This is a genomic window from Paraburkholderia sp. C35 (assembly GCF_003121405.1).
GTDB lineage: Bacteria > Pseudomonadota > Gammaproteobacteria > Burkholderiales > Burkholderiaceae > Paraburkholderia.
Map to the genome: position 1 here is coordinate 1 of NZ_QBUY01000136.1, position 20,118 is coordinate 20,118.

Consider the following 20,118-nt stretch of genomic DNA (forward strand, 5'->3'; position numbering starts at 1 on the left):
GGGGACGCGAGGGCGACGGTCGGACACCAATTTGAACCGCAACCGTGCCCCGGGCCCAATAAAACCGTTGTGGCTCCGAAGCGCGCCTGGTTTTTGCGATTAACGACGCGGGCGTCCGGCCATCGAGGCCGGACGCCCGTTTTGCTTTTGCGGTGGCGAGCGTGGGCGTGGACTGGCTACACGGGCATCGGCGGCAGCATCATGCCGGACGGCCGCGGCGGCTGCACGATTTGCGCGAGCAGTGCGTCGTAATCGGCCGCCGTGGGGGACGTGTAGTCGAACATCAGCACGCCATCGAGCGCATCGCCCGATGGCACGAAGCGGCGCTGCCGGTAGTCATCCCAATGCGCGAGTTTGTAGGCATCGTTCGGATTGGCGCGTGCGGTGATGCGCTCGCGCGCCGTCTCTTCATCCGCCGACACCCAGATCACATGGATGTTCACATCCTTCGGCACGCCCAGCCACGCGTGATCGAACAGCTTGCGCTCGCGCACTTCGCGCGACAGCGGTCCGACGGCAATCACGCCGATGCCGAGCCGAAGATTCTCGGCCGCCGTATCGAACAGGCCGCGATACTCCGGATCGCGGAAATGCTGCAGGAAAAGCGGGCTGTCGCGGTCGTTGGGATCGCCCGTCAACGCGCCGATCGCGGCCGCGCTGTAGACGCCGTACAGCGTGTCCTTGTCGAGCAGACACAGCGCTTCGCCCGTCGCCTTCATTAACGGACCGATCAGCCGCCTCGCGAGCGTCGTCTTGCCGGTGCCTGCATGGCCGCAGATAAAAACCAGATGCGTCACGTCGATGAATCTCCTGTCGTGGTGGCGTGCTGTGTGCGGCGGCGCGGTGCGGGAAGCCGTGCGCGCGTCTGCCGGGCCGATCTTGAACGGGATGGCGACATGCCGCAAGTCCTATGCCGCTCGGCCAGATTGACTCCCGCAACCTCTTTGCTATCATTGCTATCACACATGTGGCGGGGAATGGAAATGGCAAATCTTTTGGTCCGAGGTCTGGACGATGCGTTGGTGCAACGCCTGCGTGAGCAGGCGGCTTCCCATGGGCGCAGCGTCGAAGCAGAGCATCGGGAAATTCTGGCGCAGGCAGTCGTTCAACCCAAAAAGCTCAGCTTCGCGGAGTTGCTGATGAGCATGCCTGATGTTGGCGAGGACGCCGACTTCGAGCGCCGCAATGACGCAACTGACGAAAGCGAGGGGCCGGGTGTATTTGATTGATACCAACGTAATTAGCGAAATGCGCAAGAACAGCCGCGCCAATCCTGGCGTGCAGGCTTTTTTCGAAACGGCGAAGGACGAGGGGCAGCGCCTCTATCTGTCCGTGGTCACGGTCGGCGAACTGCGCCGCGGGGTCGATATGATCCGGCATCGGGGCGACAGGTTTCAGGCCATGCGGCTGGAAGACTGGCTGAACACGATCATGGATTCGTTCAGCAGCCACATCCTCAATGTCGGCACGGATGTCGCGCAGACATGGGGACATCTGCGGGTGCCCGATCCTGGGCATTCGCTGGACAAGCTGATCGCGGCGACGGCCCTGATCTACAACCTGACCGTGGTGACGCGTAACGTGGCAGACTTCGATGGCACGGGCGCGAAGGTGTTGAACCCGGTCCAGCTGGACGCATGACGGCCGTTGGAGCAGCGGCCTGCAACGTGTGATGCCACGCGCGGTAGGGCGATCAAAAAAGGAAGACGAACATGAAACGGGGAGACGCAAACATGGCACGCAAGCAAGGCCGCGCATCGCGGGCCGCCGCGAATGTCGGGGTGGCCATCACTAGCGTCGCGGCAGCTACCCTGGTTGCCGTACTGCTATCCGCGTGCGAAGCCACGCCCGCCGACAAGGTGCCGTTCAAGGACGTCCCGGCCGAACGCATCGTCAGGCCGGGCTACACGCAGCCGGGCGAAGGCAAGGTCGCCGTCGATCTGCGCCGCGAGCGTACCGACAACGTGATCGTGCGGTTTCGCGACGCGCTCGTCTATGTCGATGGCGAGCAGGTAGCCGATCTCATGAACGGCGAGCATATCGTGTTGTGGCTCACGCCCGGCACGCATCACATCGGCGTGTCGACGCAGTTCGATCCCGTGGTCGAGATCAACTTTATCGTCACGCCGGACACGCGCTACTCGAATCGCGCGAGTGTCTCGTTCAACAACGATCATCGCATCATGCTGCGGCGCGTCGCTAACTGAAGCGGCACCGACGGGGCACGCTCCGTGCGTCATTGACAATTCGACACAACGCAGGCGTTCATCTTTACGTAACATCGCAGCTTGACACCGCGCGTCGCGCGGCTTTGCAGAGGGTCCTTCGGGCCGCTCATCGCGACTAACAATTTGTAATCCGCAAAGCCGGTTCGTATTCAAGGTATTCAACATGCTGATCAACTGCGCCGCGTATCAGGACGGCCGCAAACTGGCCGATATCGAAATCGACGACATTAGCGTCTATGTCGCGAAGCCCGAGTGCTTCGTCTGGGTCGCGCTGAAAGATCCCGGCCCGGGTGAACTCGAAGTCATGAAGCACGAGTTCGGACTGCACGAACTCGCGGTCGAAGACGTGCGCCATGGCCATCAACGTCCGAAGATCGAGGAGTACGGCAACTCGCTGTTCGCCGTCATGCACACCATCGAAACCGATGACGACGGCGAATTCGTGATCGGCGAAGTCGACGTGTTCGTCGGCGAGAACTATGTGCTGTCGGTGCGGCGCGGCACGCGCCACGGGTTCCAGGAAGTGCGCGCACGCTGCGAGCGCGAGCCGCAGCTATTGAAGGAAGGCGCGGCCTTCGTGCTGTACGCACTGGCCGATAATGTCGTTGACCGCTACTTTCCGATTCTCGAATCGATGGGCACCGAGATCGAGGAAATCGAAGACCGCATTTTCGACAAGCACGATCTCGCGGCGTCGCGCGCGATCATCGAAGATCTGTACTCGTTGAAGCGCCGTCTCGTCATGCTCCAGCATCATATCGAGCCGCTGCTCGAAGGCATCAGCAGGCTGACGGGCGGGCGCATTCCGTCGATCTGCGTCGGCATGCAGGCTTATTTCCGCGACGTGTACGACCATCTCGATCGCATCGTGCGGACCATCGAGGGGCGTCGTGAAATGATCGTCACGGCCATTCAAGTGAATCTCGGCATGATCTCGCTCGCGGAAAACGAGGTGACCAAGCGGCTTGGCTCGTTTGCCGCGCTGTTTGCCGTGCCGACCATGATCGCGGGTATCTACGGGATGAACTTCGAGCACATCCCCGAACTGCATTTTGCGTACGGCTACCCCGTGTGCATTGCGGCGATGATCGTGGTCGACGTATTTCTGTACTGGCGGTTTAGAAAAGCAAACTGGCTGTAGAGAAGCGAAGCGCGGCGCGTTTCGACGCGCTGCTCAACGCTTCGTCAACGCAAGCCGCACACCCAGACCAATAAAACCCGCGCCAATCACCCGGTCGATCCACCGACGCACGGCGGGCCGCGACCGCACCGCGCGTGCCGCCGATGCAGCGATCCATGCGATCACGCAGTCGTTGATCAGTCCAAGGGTCACGAACACGGCACCCAGCAGGAGAAACGCCAGCGTCTTGTGCGGGCTGTCGGCGCTGACGAACTGCGGGAAGAACGCTATATAGAAGAGCAGCACTTTCGGGTTCGACGCGTTCGTCACGAAGCCGCGGAACATCAGCGTGCCGCGTCGCCCCGCGCGACGGCCGCCGCCGCAGGCCACAGCATGCGCAGCCCCAGATACATCAGATATGCCGCGCCGATCCACTTGATCGCATTGAAGGCACCGGGCGACGCCGCCAGCAGCGCGGTGATGCCGAGCGCGCACGCCGTCGTGTGCATGCAGCCGCCGAGTGCGACACCGAGCGCGGACAGCAGACCCGCGCGGCGACCCTGCGCGATGCTCTGGCCGGCCACGTACGCGATGTCCGGTCCCGGCGGGAAATTGAGCACGATGACAGCGGCGAGAAAGAGCGGAAACTGACTGATACCAAACATGGCAACTCCGCGAATGAATGCCCGATAAGTCCCGAGGCCAGACACGACGAGACACGATCAGAAGCCGGGACTAAAAAGCCATCCAACCGATCATACACATCCCACTTGTTGCGTGCAGCGCGACGCTTTGCGCTTTTTAACTTGCAGCAGGCGCAATAAAGCGCCAGCATATGCGCCTGCCTGCCACATAACTTGCGGCTCGCGGGAAGATGAGAAGTAGCAGTCAGGCAACACCGGCGCGTCGTCGTGCCGGGTATCAACGAGTGCCGGCGTGAAGAGGTCGCGAGCCTTTAAAACAGGCGTTTCTTCACACTGGCCAACCAACGCAGAAACAAGCGAGTCATTCTTGTCACGACGTCATTCGCCGGATCGCCGACGCTTCCCGGCAAGCCCTATGGCGAGCCATACGTGGAGCCGCACGGCGCACTGTGCAGCGCAACACCATCAGTCGTTGACACTGCGATTAACCGACGCTGAGAATAGCGCTCGCAAACGTTTGCTCACAATCAAAAACGGGCTCAGCGCGAGTCCAACAACTGGAGATACTGCATGAACCAACGCATTCGCCGCCGCATTCTGACCTCGGCCGTCGTGCTCACGGCAGCCGCCGCGATGCCGTTTTCGTCGGCCTGGGCACAGGGCGCGAAGAAGCCCAAGGTCGCGCTGGTGATGAAGTCGCTTGCCAACGAGTTCTTCCTGACCATGGAAACGGGCGCGAAGGACTATCAGAAGCACAACCCCAACCAGTTCGACCTGATCACCAACGGCATCAAGGATGAAACCGACACGGCGAACCAGATCCGCATCGTCGAGCAGATGATCGTGTCGAAGGTCGATGCCATCGTGCTCGCACCGGCCGATTCGAAGGCGCTCGTCCCTGTGGTGAAGAAAGCGGTGGACGCAGGCATCATCGTCGTGAACATCGACAACCGGCTCGATCCCGACGTGCTGAAGTCGAAGGATCTGAACGTGCCGTTCGTCGGCCCGGACAACGCGAAGGGCGCCGAGAAGGTCGGTGACTATCTGGCCAAGAAGCTGAAGTCAGGGGACGAGGTCGGCATCATCGAAGGCGTGTCGACCACGACCAATGCGCAGCAGCGTACGGCGGGCTTCAAGGCCGCGATGCAGAAGGTCGGCGCGAAGGTCGACTCGGTGCAGTCGGGTGAATGGGAAATCGACAAGGGCAATGCGATCGCCTCGTCGATGCTCAATGCCTACCCGAACATCAAGGCGCTGCTGTGCGGCAACGACAACATGGCGATCGGCGCTGTTTCGGCCGTGCGCGCGGCGGGCAAGCAGGGCAAGGTGTACGTGGTCGGCTACGACAACATCAACGCGATCAAGCCGATGCTGAAGGATGGCCGCGTGCTCGCCACGGCTGACCAGTACGCCGCGAAGCAGGCCGTGTTCGGCATCGACGTGGCGCTCAAGGCGATCTCCGAGCACAAGAAGCAGTCGGATCTGTCGGGTGTGGTTGAAACGCCTGTCGATCTCGTGACGAAGTAACGGTCCGCGCGTTCCCGCTGGCGCACGCGCAGTCCGTGCATGTGCCAGCGGCGCGCGAATGTTAACCAAACGCTCAAGAAATCCGCCGCGCCGCCGTTATGCCAGAGGTAAGCGTCATGACGGCGGGCGACTCGTGCGGGGACGAGGACGGACAGCGCGCAGACTCGAAGCGCGCTGCTTCGGGATGCGCATGGCTATGTGCACGCCAGCCTCATGACTTGCGCGGCCATCGGGCGGCGCCTGACGACGGGCAACCGGCAATACGCCGGCGTCCGCGCAGGAGCCGCAAGGCGGCTACGAGATCTGGATCACGATGGCATCACCCAACCAAGAACCATTGCCTGCCGTGCTGTCCGTGACGGGCATCGGCAAGACCTACGTCGAGCCTGTGCTGGCCGACGTCTCGCTGGCGTTGCACGCCGGGGAGGCGCTCGCGCTCACGGGCGAGAACGGTGCGGGCAAGAGCACGCTGTCGAAGATCATCGGCGGGCTGGTCGATCCGACCACCGGCACGATGCAGCTCGGCGGCCAGCCGTATGCGCCCGCGAGCCGCACGGAAGCGGAAGCGCTCGGCATCCGGATGGTGATGCAGGAACTCAATCTGCTGCCGACCTTGTCGGTGGCGGAAAACCTGTTTCTGAACCGCCTGCCGCGTAACGGCCTGGGCTGGATCGACAGAAAGAAGCTGCGCGAGGATGCGCGCGGCGCGATGGCGCAGGTCGGGCTGGAAGCGATCGACCCGGACACGCTGGTCGGCGAACTCGGCATCGGCCATCAGCAGATGGTCGAGATCGCGCGCAATCTGATCGGCGATTGCCGCGTGCTGATCCTCGACGAGCCGACGGCGATGCTGACGGCGCGCGAAGTCGATCTGCTGTTCGAACAGATCGATGCGTTGAAGTCGCGCGGCGTGGCGCTGGTGTACATCTCGCACCGGCTCGAAGAACTGGCGCGCGTGGCCGAGAAGATCGCGGTACTGCGCGACGGCAAGCTGGTGCGCGTCGACGCGATGGCAAACCTGACGAGCGACCAGATCGTCACGCTGATGGTCGGGCGTGAGATCGGCGAACGGATCGATCTGGGCGTGCGCAACATTGGGGCGACGCTGCTGAAGGTCGACAAGATGAGTCGCGCGCCCGTGGTGCACGACGTGTCGTTCGAAGTGAAGGCGGGCGAGATTTTTGGTGTCAGCGGGTTGATCGGCGCGGGCCGCACGGAACTGATGCGGCTCATTTTTGGCGCGGACCAGAAGGATACCGGCACGGTATCGCTGGCGCCGACGCCGGGCGCTGCGCCCACGGTCGTGCAGATCGACGCACCGACCGACGCCGTGAAGCACGGTATCGCGCTGATCACGGAAGACCGTAAGGGCGAAGGTCTGCTCCTGCCGCAGCCGATCGCCGCGAACGTGTCGCTCGGCAATCTGCGCAGCGTGGCGCGCAACGGCATCGTCGATGCGAAGCGCGAGAACGCGCTGGCGAAGAAGCAGATAGATGCGATGCGCATCCGCACGTCGGGGCCGGCGCAGCCGGTCGGCGAGCTGTCGGGCGGCAACCAGCAGAAGGTCGTGATCGGCCGGTGGCTGGCGCGCGATTGCAAGGTGCTGCTGTTCGACGAACCGACGCGCGGCATCGATGTGGGCGCGAAGTTCGATATTTATGGATTGATGGGTGCGCTGGCCCGTGACGGCCGGGCGCTGGTGGTCGTGTCGAGCGACCTGCGCGAGCTGATGCTGATCTGCGACCGGATCGGCGTGATGTCGGCGGGACGCATGACGGGCGTGTTCAGGCGGGACGAGTGGACGCAGGACGCGTTGCTCGCGGCGGCTTTCGCCGGCTATCGCAATCGCGAGGCGCTGCTGCACGCACACGACACCCACGAAGGAGAGACGCAGTCATGAACGACCAAAGGGTCACGCAGAAGGATACGGCTACGGCCGCCGCGCCCGATCCCTCGGCGCCGCTCGCGAGCGGCAAGCCGGCGGGTACGCGGCTGGGTTTTTCGAATTACCTCGGCCTGCTGGGCGCGCTGATCGCGATGATCGCGCTGTTCTCGGTGCTGAGTTCGCATTTCCTGACGTACGAGACGTTCGTGACGATCGCGAACCAGATTCCCGATCTCGTCGTGATGTCGGTGGGGATGACCTTCGTGCTGATCATCGCGGGGATCGATCTGTCGGTGGGATCGGTGCTGGCGCTGGGCGCGTCGGTGGTGAGCGTCGCGGCGCTGAAGTGGCAGCTCGGGCCGTTGGTGGCCGCCGTGCTGGGCGTGGCGGCAGCGGCCGTGACGGGCACGATTACGGGCGCGGTGACGGTGGGCTGGCGGATTCCGTCGTTCATCGTGTCGCTCGGCGTGCTGGAAGCGGCGCGCGGCTTCGCTTACCAGATGACGAACTCGCGCACGGCGTACATCGGCGATGCGTTCGATTTTCTGTCCAACCCGATCGCGCTGGGCATTTCGCCGGCGTTCCTGATCGCGGTGGCCGTGATGATCGTCGCGCAGCTGGTGCTCACGCGCACGGTGTTCGGCCGCTATCTGGTCGGCATCGGCACGAACGAGGAAGCCGTGCGGCTCGCGGGTGTGAACCCAAAGCCGTACAAGGTGATCGTATTTGCATTGATGGGCGCGTTGTCCGGGCTCGCGGCGCTGTTCCAGATTTCGCGTCTGGAAGCAGCCGACCCGAACGCGGGCGTCGGGCTGGAGCTGCAGGTGATCGCGGCTGTCGTGATCGGCGGTACGAGCCTGATGGGCGGGCGCGGTTCCGTGATCAGCACGTTCTTTGGGGTGTTGATCATCTCGGTGCTGGCGGCGGGCCTCGCGCAGATCGGCGCGAACGAGCCGACCAAACGCATCATCACGGGCGCCGTGATCGTGGTGGCGGTCGTGCTGGACACGTATCGCAGCAGGCGCAAGCGCAGTTGAACGAAGGGCGGTTCGCCGTGGCGCGGGACGGCGGCCGCCTTGCAAGAACCTAAAGAGAGCACCGCGGATGCAGCATGAGCTGCATTGGCCAGCAGTAAGAACAGGCAGGGGAGTTTTCAGCTTATGGCGACGATCAAGGATGTAGCGGCCGTAGCCGGCGTGTCGTTCACGACGGTGTCGCATGTCGTGAACAATACGCGGCCGGTGTCGGCGGATGTGCGCTCGAAGGTCGAACTGGCGATCCGCCAGCTCAACTACGTGCCGTCCGCCGTCGCACGGTCGCTGAAGGCACGCTCGACGGCCACCATCGGCCTCGTCGTGCCGAACAGCACGAACCCGTACTTCGCGGAACTGGCGCGCGGTATCGAGGACGGTTGCGCGCGCAATGGCTACTGCGTGTTCTTCTGCAACTCGGACGATGATCCCGCCAAGCAGCGCAGTTATCTGCGTGTGCTGCAGGAAAAGCGTATCGACGGGCTGATCGTCGCCTCGGCGGGCGATGACGCGACGCTGGCCACCACGCTCGCCGATTCGCGCGAGCCGCTGGTAATCGTGGATCGGAATATCGAAGGCCTGTCCGCCGATCTCGTGCAGATCGACCACGAAAAAGGTGCCTATCTGGCCACGCGCCATCTGCTGCAACTCGGCCATTCGAAGATCGGCTGCATCACGGGTCCGATTGAAACGGCTGTCAGCGCAATGCGCGTGCACGGCTTCATTCGCGCGATGGCCGAGCGCGGCATCGAGATTGCGTCGAACGGCATCGTCGAAAGCGATTTTTCGGGCAGCGGCGGCTACCGTGCGGCAGCGCAACTGCTGGACACGGTGCAGCCGACGGCCATTTTCGCGTGCAATGACATGATGGGCATCGGCGCACTGCGCGCGGCGGCCGAACGTGGGCTGCGGGTGCCGCAGGATCTGTCGGTGATCGGTTTCGACGACATCGAACTGGGACGCTGTACCTATCCGGCGCTGTCGACGGTTGGACAATCGGTGCGCGCGCTGGGCGAAATGGCGGCGCAGACGCTGATCGAGCGGATCAGCGGGAAACCCGCCGGCACGCCCGTCGGCGCGTCGTTCCGGCGTCGCGTGATTGCGCCGCGCCTGATTCTGCGTGAATCGACGGCGGCATTCGCGGGTGCCCGGCGTGGGGTCAAGGCGGCCTGAACGCCCAGAGGGTGCGAGGTGCGGCCCGGCTAAAACCAGGAGGCAGCAGTGGCGACCAATGAAGCACGCGGCCACGTGACAGTGGTCGGCAGCCTGAACATGGATCTTGTTGCACGCGCGCCGCGCCTGCCGCAGCCGGGTGAAACGCTCGCCGGCCACGCGTTTGCGCAGGTCGCGGGCGGCAAGGGCGGCAACCAGGCCGTCGCTGCGGCGCGCCTCGGCGCGCAGGTCACGATGCTCGGCTGCGTCGGCGCGGACCCGAACGGCGGGCAACTGCGTGCGGGCCTCGAAGCTGAAGGCATCGATTGCACGGCGGTCGAAATAAGCGCCACGGCGCCCACGGGCGTCGCTCTCATCATCGTCGACGATGGCAGCCAGAATGCCATCGTGATCATCGCGGGAAGCAACGGCCAGGTGACGCCAGACACGCTCGCGCGCCACGAAGCCGCGCTGGCGGCGGCGCAGGTGGTCGTCTGCCAGCTGGAGACGCCGCCCGCTGCGGTGCACGCAGCGCTTGCTGCCGCTCGTCGGCTCGGCAAGACCGTGATCCTGAATCCGGCGCCCGCCGTCGGGCCGCTGCCCGCAGACTGGCTGCCGCTGATCGATTATCTGATTCCCAACGAACTCGAAGCCGCGACGCTCACCGGCTTGCCCGTGACGTCGCCGGAACAGGCGGCGGCGGCCGCCGAGACCCTGCGCCGCGCGGGCGCCCGCAACGTGATCGTGACCATCGGCGCGCAAGGCGTGGTGGCCGCGCTTGGCGACATTGCACCCCAGCATTTCGAGGCGCCGCGCGTCAAAGCCGTCGATACGACGGCTGCCGGCGATACTTTCATCGGCGGACTTGCCGCGCAACTGGCGCGCGGCGAGCAGATTGCCGACGCGATCCGCTTCGCCCAACGCGCCGCGTCGATTTCGGTGACGCGCGAGGGCGCGCAACCGTCCATTCCTACCCGCGCCGAAGTCGGTAACGCCTGACATTCGCGCGTTTCTACCACCCGGCGGCCATCGCGCCGCCAGCGTCTTGTAATAGTTTCAAAGCCTTACGGGCAATTTCATCAGACCATATAGAAGCTTCAAGTCTTCTGTTTGTCTGCCGTAAACGCGGTCAGAGCGCTGTGATTTATCTCAAACGGCGCCACGCGACACCACCTCTACACCCTGCGTTGCGAACAACGCGCCTCTCATCGACACCTCACAGGAAGAAGCATGAACAAGGGCATCACCATCAAGGCTCGAATCGGCCTGACGATGGCATTTCTCGCCGCATTGCTGGTTGCGATCGGGCTTCTCGGGCTGTTTGGCCTGAGCCGCTCGAACGAATCGGTGCGCGACATGTACACGAACCAGATGCCTAGCGCCGTCGATATCGGCAATGCAGAAATCTATGCGGCCCGCGAGCGTCTCGCGCTGGATCGCGCCGCCTTCATGATCGGCACGCCGGAAGCCGCGTCGACGCTGGAGCGCGCCCGCTCGATGCGCACGCTGTCGGATGAGTGGTGGAAACGGTATCTGTCGCTGCCGCGTGAAGGCGACGAAGACCGCCTCGCGCAGGAAGCGTCGAGCAAGCGGGAAGCGCTGCATCAGGTGATGGAGTCCTTTTACGCAACCGTTAGCGCAAACGATCAACCTAAGATTCTGGACGGCGCGAAGGCGCTCCAGGCTGCCTACAACGATCTCTCGACGGCTGACGACACGCTGCGCAAATTCCAGTTCGAATCGGCGAAAGCGGGCTTCGACAACGCGCAGTCGAGCTTCTCGACCTTTCGCGTGATCAGCATCATCGGGCTGATTGCGGGCGTGGCCGCGGCGCTGTTCTCGTACTTCACGCTGCGCGGCGCGATTGCGCGCCCGCTGGCAGATGCGCTCGATCATTTCGACGCCATCGCCGCCGGCGATCTGCGCCGTCCCGTGGTCGCGACCTCGCGCGACGAAATGGGCCAGCTGATCGAAGGCATCGGCAAGATGCAGCGCAGCCTGACCGACACCGTGCGCACGGTGCGCACGGGCAGCGAATCGATCGCGACGGCCACGCGCCAGATCGCGGCGGGCAATATCGATCTGTCGTCGCGTACGGAAGAGCAGGCGTCCGCGCTGCAGGAAACGGCGTCGAGCATGGAACAGCTCACGGGCACCGTGAAGCAGAACGCCGACAACGCCCGTCAGGCCAGCGCGCTTGCCGCCAATGCGTCGGATATCGCCAACAAGGGCAGGTCGGTGGTCGGCCAGGTGGTCGGCACGATGGGCGACATCAACCAGAGCTCGGCGCAGATTGCCGACATCAGCGCGATCATCGAAGGGATTGCCGTCCAGACCAACATTCTCGCGCTGACCGCGGCCGTCGAAGCGGCGCGCGCGGGCGAAGAAGGCCGCGGCTTCGCGGTGGTCGCGGGCGAAGTGCGCAGTCTGGCACAGCGTTCGTCGGCGGCGGCCAAGGAAATCAAGGAACTGATCGACACCTCGGTGGAGCGCGTGCAGGCGGGTTCGGCGCTCGTCGATGAAGCGGGCCGCACGATGACGGAAATCATCAGCGCAGTGCAGCGCGTGACGGACATCATGGGTGAAATCGCGGCGGCGTCGGAAGAGCAGAGCAGCGGTATCGATCAGGTGGCGCGCGCCGTCACGCAGATGGACGAAGTGACGCAGCAGAACGCCGCGCTCGTCGAGGAAGCGGCGGCAGCGGCTTCGTCGCTGGAAGAGCCGGCAGCCAAGCTGCGCACGACCGTTTCGGTGTTCCAGGTCGATGAGGCGGGCGGTTCGTTCACCGCTGCGCCGGCCCGGCGCGCGGCGCGCCACGTGGCGCCTGTCAGCGCACCGCGCAAGATCGCGCCGGCGATGCCCGCTGTGACGCCGGCGCCCGCTGCGGCGGCTGCAGCACCCGCAGCCGCGCCCGCACGTGCTGCCGCGCCGCAGAAGGGCGCGGCGACGTCGGATGCGGATTGGGAGACTTTCTGATGCGGCTGGCGCATCCGGTGCACGTGACGCACTGATGCACCAAAGCCGGGCTTGCGAGGCGGCACGCGTTGCCGCGCGCGAGCAGGTGCATCGTCCGCATGCGCGGACGCATGCCGGCTGACGCAGAACCTGATGCAGAACATGGGACGGCTGCCTTTCGAGGGCAGCCGTCTTTTTCTTTTTGGCGCACTGCCGAACCGCCCCGTCGCGCAATTGTTCCGGTACATTGACGAACGCGCTGGTGAACGCGCCAGTGGACATGCGGATCGCTGCCGCCCGCATCGATTCATGACGCATCGCGGCGCGTAGCTACCGTATGACGCGCAGGCCGCGCGCGGCACGCCGCAGCGCCATACGCGGCCGCTATGGCCTCGCGACGCCCCTAACAGCCAACAAGGGAAACGACATGACGGATCACGACCTCGCGCAACGCCTCGTGCATGCGCGCCGCCAGCACCGTGCGATCGGCTCGCTGCCGCTCGACGCGCTCCCGCCCGACGCCGCCCCCGCCTACGCAATCCAGCAGGCAGACATCACAGGCCGCGGCGGCGCGACGGGCGCCTGGAAAATCGGTGCCAAAGCGCCTGGCGGCCCGGCCTCGGGTGCGCCGATTCCGGCTGCGCTGACACTGGCATCGGCGGCGCGGGTCGAGCATGGTGCGTTTTTTCGCGTGTTACTGGAGCTGGAGGTCGCATTCCGTTTCGCCGAGCCGATCGAACCGCATGGCCAGGCCTTTGCGCGCGATGAAGTGCTGGCACGCGGCGGTTCCGTCCTGCCGACCATCGAAATCGTCGATAGCCGCTTCGCCGAGTGGCCCAACGTCGCGCCGCTCGCGCAACTCGCCGACGCGCAAAACAACGGCGCACTGGTGACGGGCCATGCCGTCTCCTACGCGTCGCTCGCGCGTTCGTTCGATTTCGTTGCGCCCGAACTCGAACTGACGTTCGACGGCAAGTCGCTCGTGCCCGAATCGCCGGGCAATCCCGCCGGCGATCCGCGCGAGCTGCTCGTGTGGTTCGTCAACCATTGTGCGGCCATGGGTATCACCATCGAGCCTGAATGGACCATCACGACGGGTTCCTATGTCGGCGCGCATCGTATCGAAGGGCCGGGTCGCGTGTATGGCCATATCGACGGACTTGGCGAAGTCGAAGTCGAATTGACGTAAACCATTAAGCGTTTTACGCCGCTGTTTTCTGCTTCATCCTGTTTCATCTCCACTTCATGCGCCAGCGGCACGTCGATGACGTCCGCTGCGTGCGCATGCACTCATGCCAGCCTGCACCTGCACAGTCCCGCCATAAATCGTGGGCATAGAAGGGCAAACACCTGGCTACATCCACCTATTCAGACACGTGATGCACTCGTCGTCATACAGACATGAACGAGCGTGCATGCAGACCCTGTACACGTCATGGATTTTCGATGTCGACTGCTGCATGCAGTGACTGAAACATGCACGCTCACGTTGCAGGTTTGCGTTGAACGAAATGACGCATGTGCTGACGAACGACAGGAAACGCGCGCTGGCGCACACGCAAAACATGTAACACGGCATGCGGCATGTCGTCCGAAACGACGATGCGTGCGTTATGGCGGAAGAGGCCGCTGCGGCGCTGTCGAAGCTTGATGAATCGCAACGATGCAGCGGGTCACATGCACTGCACGACCACGCAAGACGCAGTAATGTGTGGCCGTAATGTGGTCAGGCAGACAGCGTGTTACACGCGTGATTTGCGAATGTGCGGAAAAGTGCAGGGAACCACGCGATGCCACATGATTCAGATGCCATGTGGTGCGTGAAGTGAGGGAAGGAACGCGAGACGCATGGCAATAGCGCCTGTTATGTTTCTCGCGGTGTGGGCAACGATTGTAGGTGACCGTATTTTCGTCATCAAGCAGGCGTTGAAGCATGCGGGCTGTGGCGCGATTTTCACAACGTAGTTCGTGAAAAAAAATTTAAAAGGGTTTAGGATGAATTCGAGCGATGTCGTTTCCTGATAGCGCGCCGCGCACGACATCGTCCCAGACTTCGGCGAGGAGGTAGCATGGATATCTACAGCAGTTTCGCGACCCGCTTCGAGAAAACGCGAGAGGAGGAACTTTCGCTCGAGGAGTATCTCGCGCTCTGCAAAGAAAATCCCGCCGCGTACGCTACGGCAGGCGAACGCATGTTGACGGCAATCGGGGAGCCGGAACAGATCGACACTCGCAACGATCCGCGCACGTCGCGTATCTTTGCGAACAAGGTGATCAAGGTATACCCCGCGTTCCGTGAGTTCTACGGAATGGAGGACGTGATCGAGCAGGTGGTGGCCTACTTCAGGCACGCTGCGCAGGGGCTCGAAGAAAAGAAGCAGATTCTCTATCTGTTGGGTCCGGTGGGCGGCGGCAAGTCGTCGATTGCCGAACGTCTCAAGCAACTCATGGAACGCGTGCCGTTCTATTCGATCAAGGGTTCGCCCGTCAACGAATCGCCTCTTGGGCTGTTCGACTATGACGAGGACGGTCCCATCCTCGAAGAGCAATACGGCATTCCGCGCCGCTACCTGAAGAGCATTCTCAGCCCGTGGGCGGTCAAGCGTCTGCACGAGTACAACGGCGATATCCGCAAGTTCCGCGTGGTGCGCCGCTATCCATCCATCCTGCGGCAGATCGGTATTGCGAAGACCGAGCCGGGTGACGAGAACAATCAGGATATCTCGTCGCTGGTCGGCAAGGTCGATATCCGCAAGCTCGAACAGTACGCACAGGACGATGCCGATGCGTACAGCTATTCGGGCGGCCTGTGTCTCGCGAATCAGGGCTTGCTCGAATTCGTCGAAATGTTCAAGGCGCCGATCAAGGTCTTGCACCCGCTGCTCACTGCGACCCAGGAAGGCAACTTCAAGGGCACGGAAGGCTTCGGTGCGATCCCGTTCGACGGCGTGATCCTCGCTCACTCGAACGAGTCGGAATGGAAGGCGTTCCGCAACAACCGCAACAACGAAGCACTGCTCGATCGTATCTTCGTCGTGAAGGTGCCGTACTGCCTGCGCTACTCAGAAGAGATGAAGATCTACGAGAAGCTGCTGCGCAATTCGTCGCTGTCGAATGCGGTGTGCGCGCCGGGCACGTTGAAGATGATGGCGCAGATGTCGGTGCTCACGCGTTTGCAGGAACCCGAGAATTCCAGCCTCTTTTCGAAGATGCAGGTGTATGACGGCGAGAACCTGAAAGACACCGATCCGAAGGCGAAGTCGTATCAGGAGTATCGCGACTTTGCGGGCGTCGATGAAGGCATGACGGGTGTCTCTACGCGTTTCGCATTCAAGATCCTGTCGCGCGTGTTCAACTTCGACACGACGGAAGTCGCGGCGAATCCGGTGCATCTGATGTACGTGCTCGAGCAGCAGATCGAACGCGAGCAGTTCCCACCGGAAACCGAGCAGAAGTATCTGTCGTTCATCAAGGACGTGCTCGCGTCGCGTTATGCGGAATTCATCGGCAAGGAGATTCAGACCGCGTATCTGGAGTCGTATTCCGAGTATGGGCAGAACATTTTCGATCGCTATGTGACGTACGCCGACTTCTGGATTCAGGACCAGGAGTTCCGCGATCACGCCACGGGCGAGAGCTTCGATCGCGCGGCCTTGAACGCCGAGCTGGAGAAGATCGAGAAGCCTGCTGGTATCAGTAACCCGAAGGACTTCCGCAACGAGATCGTCAATTTCGTGTTGCGTGCGCGGGCCGCGAACGGGGGCAAGAACCCGGCGTGGATCAGCTATGAAAAGCTGCGCGTCGTGATCGAGAAGAAGATGTTCTCGAATACGGAAGAACTTCTGCCCGTCATTTCGTTCAATGCGAAAGGGTCGGCGGAAGAACAGCGCAAGCACGAGGATTTCGTCAACCGGATGGTCACCAAGGGCTATACGCCGAAGCAGGTGCGGCTCCTGTGTGACTGGTATCTGCGTGTGCGCAAGTCGTCATGACAGGCGTGTTGCAAAGCTCGCGCGAACGGGTTCGCTTCACCCGGGTTGCGCGAGCCTCCTGCGAGGCGCAAGCCGCATGGACATAAGATTGCATGCGCAACTTGCGCCCCGCGCATTCCAAATCGGAGCGGGAGACCGGATGTGCTTCATCAAATCATCGACCGCAGGCTGGCAGGCAAGAACAAGAGCATTGCAAATCGCGAACGCTTTCTGCGTCGCGTAAAGGGTTATATTCGGCGCGCAGTATCCGAAGCGGTGCGCGACCGCAGCATCAAGGACATTCAGAACACCCAGAGCATCACGATTCCGCGCAAGGACATCGCCGAGCCGTCGTTCCGGCACGGTCCGGGCGGCAAGCGCGAAATGGTGCACCCGGGTAACTCGGACTATATCCGCGGCGACAAGATACCGCGCCCGCAAGGCGGCGGCGGTGGTGGCGGAGGCGGTAGCGCCAGCAACGAAGGCGAAGGGCAGGACGATTTCGTCTTCGAGCTGAGCCGCGAAGAATTCATGCAGTACTTCTTCGACGATCTCGAACTGCCGCGTCTCGTCAAAACCCATCTGCTTGCCGTGCCGACCTGGAAGAGTATCCGCGCAGGCTGGGCGGCTGAGGGCACGCCGAACAACATCGACGTGGTGCGTTCATTGCGCAGCGCATTGGGCCGGCGTATCGCGCTCGGTGCGCCGCTCGTCAATGAGTTGCATGAACTCGAGAAGCAACTCGAAGAGATGAAGGCGGATCCCGCCGACCGTCGCGACGACATCAAGCTGCTCGAGGAAGAGATCCATCATCTGCGCGGCCGCATCTGGCGCATTCCATTTATCGATCCGTTCGATCTGCGTTACGTGAACCGCGTGAAGCAGCCGCAGCCGTCAAGCCAGGCCGTGATGTTTTGTCTGATGGATGTGTCGGGTTCGATGGACGAGCAGCGCAAGGATCTCGCCAAGCGCTTCTTTATCCTGCTGTATCTGTTCCTCAAGCGTAACTACGAGAAGATCGAAGTGGTGTTCATCCGTCACCACACGCGGGCCGAAGAAGTCGATGAAGACACGTTCTTTCATTCGACGGAAAGCGGCGGCACGGTCGTATCGAGTGCACTGGAACTGATGCAGAAGATTCTCGACGAACGCTACTCGCCGACTGAATGGAACATTTACGGTGCGCAGGCGTCGGACGGCGACAACTGGACGGACGATTCTCCAAAGTGCCGCAAGATACTGGCAGATGACATTCTGGAGAAGGTGCGGTATTTTGCGTACATTCAGGTGACGCCTGAAGAGCAGAACCTGTGGCTCGAATATGCGCAACTGGCGTTGAGCCAGCCGCATATGGCAATGAAGAAGGTCGAAACGGCTGCGGATATCTACCCAGTGTTCCGCGAGCTGTTCGAAAAGCAGGTGGAAGCCGCATGACGACTCGCCATCTGCATAACGAGGCGCGCGGGTATGAACCCGAGCGCAAGAAAGGCGTGCCGAAGCAGAGTGAGGCCGGGCATGCCGAGGCGAACACGGCACACGTGCAGGACGCACGCGTGCCCGATGCCGGAGCAGGCGGAGTGCCTGACGCAGCTGCAGCACGGGGACCCACCGGGGCGCCCACCCAAGGGCAAAGGGAAGTCCGTATGAACGTTGCCGACAGAAGGCCGTTGCCGTGTCCGTCCGACTGGACCTTCGAACTGATCGAAGAGTACGACACACATATTGCGCATGTTGCAGAGCAATATGAACTCGACGTCTATCCGATCCAGCTCGAACTCATCAGCGCTGAACAGATGATGGACGCGTATGCGTCCGTCGGCATGCCGGTCAATTACCGGCACTGGTCGTTCGGCAAGCATTTCCTCGCGACCGAAAAGAGTTATCGACGCGGGCAGATGGGCCTTGCGTACGAAATCGTCATCAATTCGAATCCCTGCATCGCGTATCTGATGGAAGAGAACACGATGACGATGCAGGCGCTCGTCATCGCGCACGCGGCTTATGGGCACAATTCGTTCTTCAAGGGGAACTACCTGTTCCGCCTGTGGACGGATGCGCACGCGATCATCGATTACCTCGTCTACGCGAAGAATTACATCGCGGAGTGCGAAGAGCGCTTCGGGCTGGATCGTGTGGAAGAACTGCTCGACTCGTGCCATGCGCTGATGAACTACGGCGTGGACCGTTACAAGCGTCCGCAGAAGCTGTCGTTGCAGAAGGAGTTCGAGGCACGGCGCGAACGCGAGGCTTATTTGCAGTCACAGGTGAATGAACTGTGGCGCACGCTGCCGAGTCGCCACACGCCGTTGCCGGAAGAAGTCGACGAGCGTTATCCGCCGGAGCCGCAGGAAAATCTGCTGTATTTCGCGGAAAAGAATGCGCCACTGCTCGAACCGTGGGAGCGGGAGGTGATTCGCATCGTACGGAAGGTTGGTCAGTATTTCTATCCGCAGCGTCAGACGCAGGTGATGAACGAGGGCTGGGCCACGTTCTGGCATTACACCTTGCTCAACACGATGTACAACGAGGGCAAGCTCGAAGACGGCTTCATGATGGAGTTTCTCCATTCGCACAGCAACGTCGTCTACCAGCCGCCCGTGACGAAACCGTATTACAGCGGCATCAACCCGTATGCGCTTGGCTTCTCGATGATGAGCGACATTCGCCGCATCTGCGAGAACCCGACGGAAGAGGATCGCAAGTGGTTCCCTGAGCTGGCGGGCAGTCCGTGGCTGCAGGCCTTGCACTACGCGATGCGCAATTTCAAGGATGAGAGCTTTGTGGCGCAGTATCTGTCACCGCATCTGATTCGGGAAATGCGGCTTTTCTCGGTGCTCGATGATGATATGCGCGATGCGCTCGAGGTGTCGGCGATTCATGACGACAGCGGGTATCGGTATGTGAGGCAGGCGCTGTCGCGGCAGTACGATATGCATCATCGTGAGCCGAATATTCAGGTGTATTCGGTGAATACGCGTGGGGATCGTAGTTTGACGCTGCGGCACTTCATGAGTGACAACCGGCATTTGTCGAATGATAGTGATGAAGTGCTCAAGCACATGGCGCGGTTGTGGCAGTTTGATGTGTACCTGGAAAGTGTTGATGAGAATGGTACTGTCAGGAAACGGTATGAGTGTAGGTATCAGGCGCCTGCCGTGAGGATTTAGGTTTTTTGCTTTTGCTTGTTTTGGTTTTTTGTTTTCGCTGGCGTCCGCGATTTCTTACTGGTACTTCATGCGTCGCCCCTGTGCGGGGCAGCACCTACTTTTCTTTGCCGCGGCAAAGAAAAGTAGGCAAAAGAAAGCCGCTAACACCACTCACTACGGTCCTTGCCTGCGGGCCCCCAGCCGGTCCTATCCTTCATGCGGCATCGATTCTCTTGATGCCCGCTGCCAGCGCTCTTTATGAGCGCATCACCCGCTTCAAACTCCCGCGTCACAGCAAGCCTTACCAGTTCGGCCCAGGCCGCCCAGGTGGCAAACGGTGTGTCGGCTGTCGCGCCTTATGCGCTTCACTCCGGACTGAAAAGCAAAGGCGGTGTCTCTTGTAGGATCGCCGACGCATCAGGCGCGACAACCTACACACCGTTTGCCACCTGGGCTGCA

15 protein-coding genes and 1 pseudogene are annotated in these 20,118 nt (G+C 62.1%); 14 read left to right on the forward strand and 2 right to left on the reverse strand.

Translation table 11 applies throughout. The features are described 5' to 3' along the window. Positions 1-176: 176 nt before the first annotated feature. Positions 177-797, reverse strand: a complete 621-nt coding sequence (locus tag DK391_RS39925; RefSeq protein WP_109483525.1) for an ATP-binding protein — start codon at positions 795-797, stop codon at positions 177-179. A gap of 186 nt (positions 798-983) precedes the next feature. Between DK391_RS39925 and DK391_RS39930 the strand changes: the two genes are divergently transcribed. The 4 genes from DK391_RS39930 to corA all read left to right on the forward strand — a co-directional run bounded on the left by DK391_RS39930 (position 984) and on the right by corA (position 3,369). After that, on the forward strand, positions 984-1,229 hold the full coding sequence (locus tag DK391_RS39930; RefSeq protein WP_109483511.1) for a DNA-binding protein: 246 nt from the start codon (positions 984-986) through the stop codon (positions 1,227-1,229). A 19-nt stretch (positions 1,230-1,248) separates the two neighbouring features. Then, the gene (locus DK391_RS39935) at positions 1,249-1,641 is read left to right on the forward strand and encodes a type II toxin-antitoxin system VapC family toxin (RefSeq protein WP_239483085.1); all 393 of its coding nucleotides are present in this window, start codon (positions 1,249-1,251) and stop codon (positions 1,639-1,641) included. Between the two features lie 92 nt (positions 1,642-1,733). Then, positions 1,734-2,207 (forward strand): hypothetical protein, encoded by a 474-nt coding sequence (locus tag DK391_RS39940; RefSeq protein ID WP_109483513.1) that lies wholly within the window; start codon positions 1,734-1,736, stop codon positions 2,205-2,207. 184 nt (positions 2,208-2,391) lie between these two features. Then, positions 2,392-3,369: a magnesium/cobalt transporter CorA gene (gene corA / locus DK391_RS39945; protein ID WP_109483514.1), complete on the forward strand. Its 978-nt coding sequence runs from the start codon at positions 2,392-2,394 to the stop codon at positions 3,367-3,369. 33 nt (positions 3,370-3,402) lie between these two features. Here corA and DK391_RS39950 read toward each other — a convergent pair. Then, positions 3,403-4,013: pseudogene (locus DK391_RS39950) on the reverse strand (LysE family translocator). Positions 4,014-4,562: 549 nt separating this feature from the next. Here DK391_RS39950 and DK391_RS39955 point away from each other — a divergent pair. The 10 genes from DK391_RS39955 (at position 4,563) to DK391_RS40005 (ending at position 19,680) form a co-directional block, all read left to right on the forward strand. Beyond that, a complete protein-coding gene (locus DK391_RS39955) occupies positions 4,563-5,519 on the forward strand; it encodes a sugar ABC transporter substrate-binding protein (protein ID WP_109483515.1) in 957 nt (318 codons plus the stop codon). 313 nt (positions 5,520-5,832) lie between these two features. Then, on the forward strand, positions 5,833-7,419 hold the full coding sequence (locus tag DK391_RS39960; protein WP_109483516.1) for a sugar ABC transporter ATP-binding protein: 1,587 nt from the start codon (positions 5,833-5,835) through the stop codon (positions 7,417-7,419). Next, entirely contained in the window at positions 7,416-8,441 is a 1,026-nt protein-coding gene (locus DK391_RS39965) for an ABC transporter permease (protein WP_109483517.1), read from the forward strand. The genes DK391_RS39960 and DK391_RS39965 overlap by 4 nt, the downstream gene beginning before the upstream one ends. A gap of 123 nt (positions 8,442-8,564) precedes the next feature. After that, complete coding sequence (locus tag DK391_RS39970) at positions 8,565-9,608, forward strand: LacI family DNA-binding transcriptional regulator (protein ID WP_109483518.1); 1,044 nt, start codon at positions 8,565-8,567, stop codon at positions 9,606-9,608. 48 nt (positions 9,609-9,656) lie between these two features. Beyond that, the gene (rbsK, locus tag DK391_RS39975; protein ID WP_109483519.1) at positions 9,657-10,586 is read left to right on the forward strand and encodes a ribokinase; all 930 of its coding nucleotides are present in this window, start codon (positions 9,657-9,659) and stop codon (positions 10,584-10,586) included. A 231-nt stretch (positions 10,587-10,817) separates the two neighbouring features. Beyond that, the gene (locus DK391_RS39980) at positions 10,818-12,563 is read left to right on the forward strand and encodes a methyl-accepting chemotaxis protein (RefSeq protein ID WP_109483520.1); all 1,746 of its coding nucleotides are present in this window, start codon (positions 10,818-10,820) and stop codon (positions 12,561-12,563) included. Between the two features lie 406 nt (positions 12,564-12,969). Continuing rightward, positions 12,970-13,731: a hydratase gene (locus tag DK391_RS39985; protein WP_109483526.1), complete on the forward strand. Its 762-nt coding sequence runs from the start codon at positions 12,970-12,972 to the stop codon at positions 13,729-13,731. An 880-nt stretch (positions 13,732-14,611) separates the two neighbouring features. Further along, positions 14,612-16,534 (forward strand): PrkA family serine protein kinase, encoded by a 1,923-nt coding sequence (locus DK391_RS39995; protein WP_109483522.1) that lies wholly within the window; start codon positions 14,612-14,614, stop codon positions 16,532-16,534. A 141-nt stretch (positions 16,535-16,675) separates the two neighbouring features. Continuing rightward, positions 16,676-17,947 carry a YeaH/YhbH family protein gene (locus tag DK391_RS40000; protein WP_109483523.1) on the forward strand — a complete coding sequence of 424 codons (1,272 nt, stop codon included), beginning with the start codon at positions 16,676-16,678 and terminating at the stop codon, positions 17,945-17,947. Next, entirely contained in the window at positions 17,944-19,680 is a 1,737-nt protein-coding gene (locus DK391_RS40005; protein ID WP_109483524.1) for a SpoVR family protein, read from the forward strand. The genes DK391_RS40000 and DK391_RS40005 overlap by 4 nt, the downstream gene beginning before the upstream one ends. Positions 19,681-20,118: the final 438 nt, after the last annotated feature.

What these genes read in the sequence shown, in the direction of transcription:
- DK391_RS39940 (WP_109483513.1), top strand. Translation starts at nt 1,734, where the DNA reads ATGGCACGCAAGCAAGGCCGCGCATCGCGGGCCGCCGCGAATGTCGGG.
- DK391_RS39965 (WP_109483517.1), top strand. Translation starts at nt 7,416, where the DNA reads ATGAACGACCAAAGGGTCACGCAGAAGGATACGGCTACGGCCGCCGCG.
- DK391_RS39955 (WP_109483515.1), top strand. Translation starts at nt 4,563, where the DNA reads ATGAACCAACGCATTCGCCGCCGCATTCTGACCTCGGCCGTCGTGCTC.
- corA (WP_109483514.1), top strand. Translation starts at nt 2,392, where the DNA reads ATGCTGATCAACTGCGCCGCGTATCAGGACGGCCGCAAACTGGCCGAT.
- DK391_RS39980 (WP_109483520.1), top strand. Translation starts at nt 10,818, where the DNA reads ATGAACAAGGGCATCACCATCAAGGCTCGAATCGGCCTGACGATGGCA.
- DK391_RS39995 (WP_109483522.1), top strand. Translation starts at nt 14,612, where the DNA reads ATGGATATCTACAGCAGTTTCGCGACCCGCTTCGAGAAAACGCGAGAG.
- DK391_RS39985 (WP_109483526.1), top strand. Translation starts at nt 12,970, where the DNA reads ATGACGGATCACGACCTCGCGCAACGCCTCGTGCATGCGCGCCGCCAG.
- DK391_RS39970 (WP_109483518.1), top strand. Translation starts at nt 8,565, where the DNA reads ATGGCGACGATCAAGGATGTAGCGGCCGTAGCCGGCGTGTCGTTCACG.
- DK391_RS39935 (WP_239483085.1), top strand. Translation starts at nt 1,249, where the DNA reads ATGCGCAAGAACAGCCGCGCCAATCCTGGCGTGCAGGCTTTTTTCGAA.
- DK391_RS39930 (WP_109483511.1), top strand. Translation starts at nt 984, where the DNA reads ATGGCAAATCTTTTGGTCCGAGGTCTGGACGATGCGTTGGTGCAACGC.
- DK391_RS39960 (WP_109483516.1), top strand. Translation starts at nt 5,833, where the DNA reads ATGGCATCACCCAACCAAGAACCATTGCCTGCCGTGCTGTCCGTGACG.
- DK391_RS40005 (WP_109483524.1), top strand. Translation starts at nt 17,944, where the DNA reads ATGACGACTCGCCATCTGCATAACGAGGCGCGCGGGTATGAACCCGAG.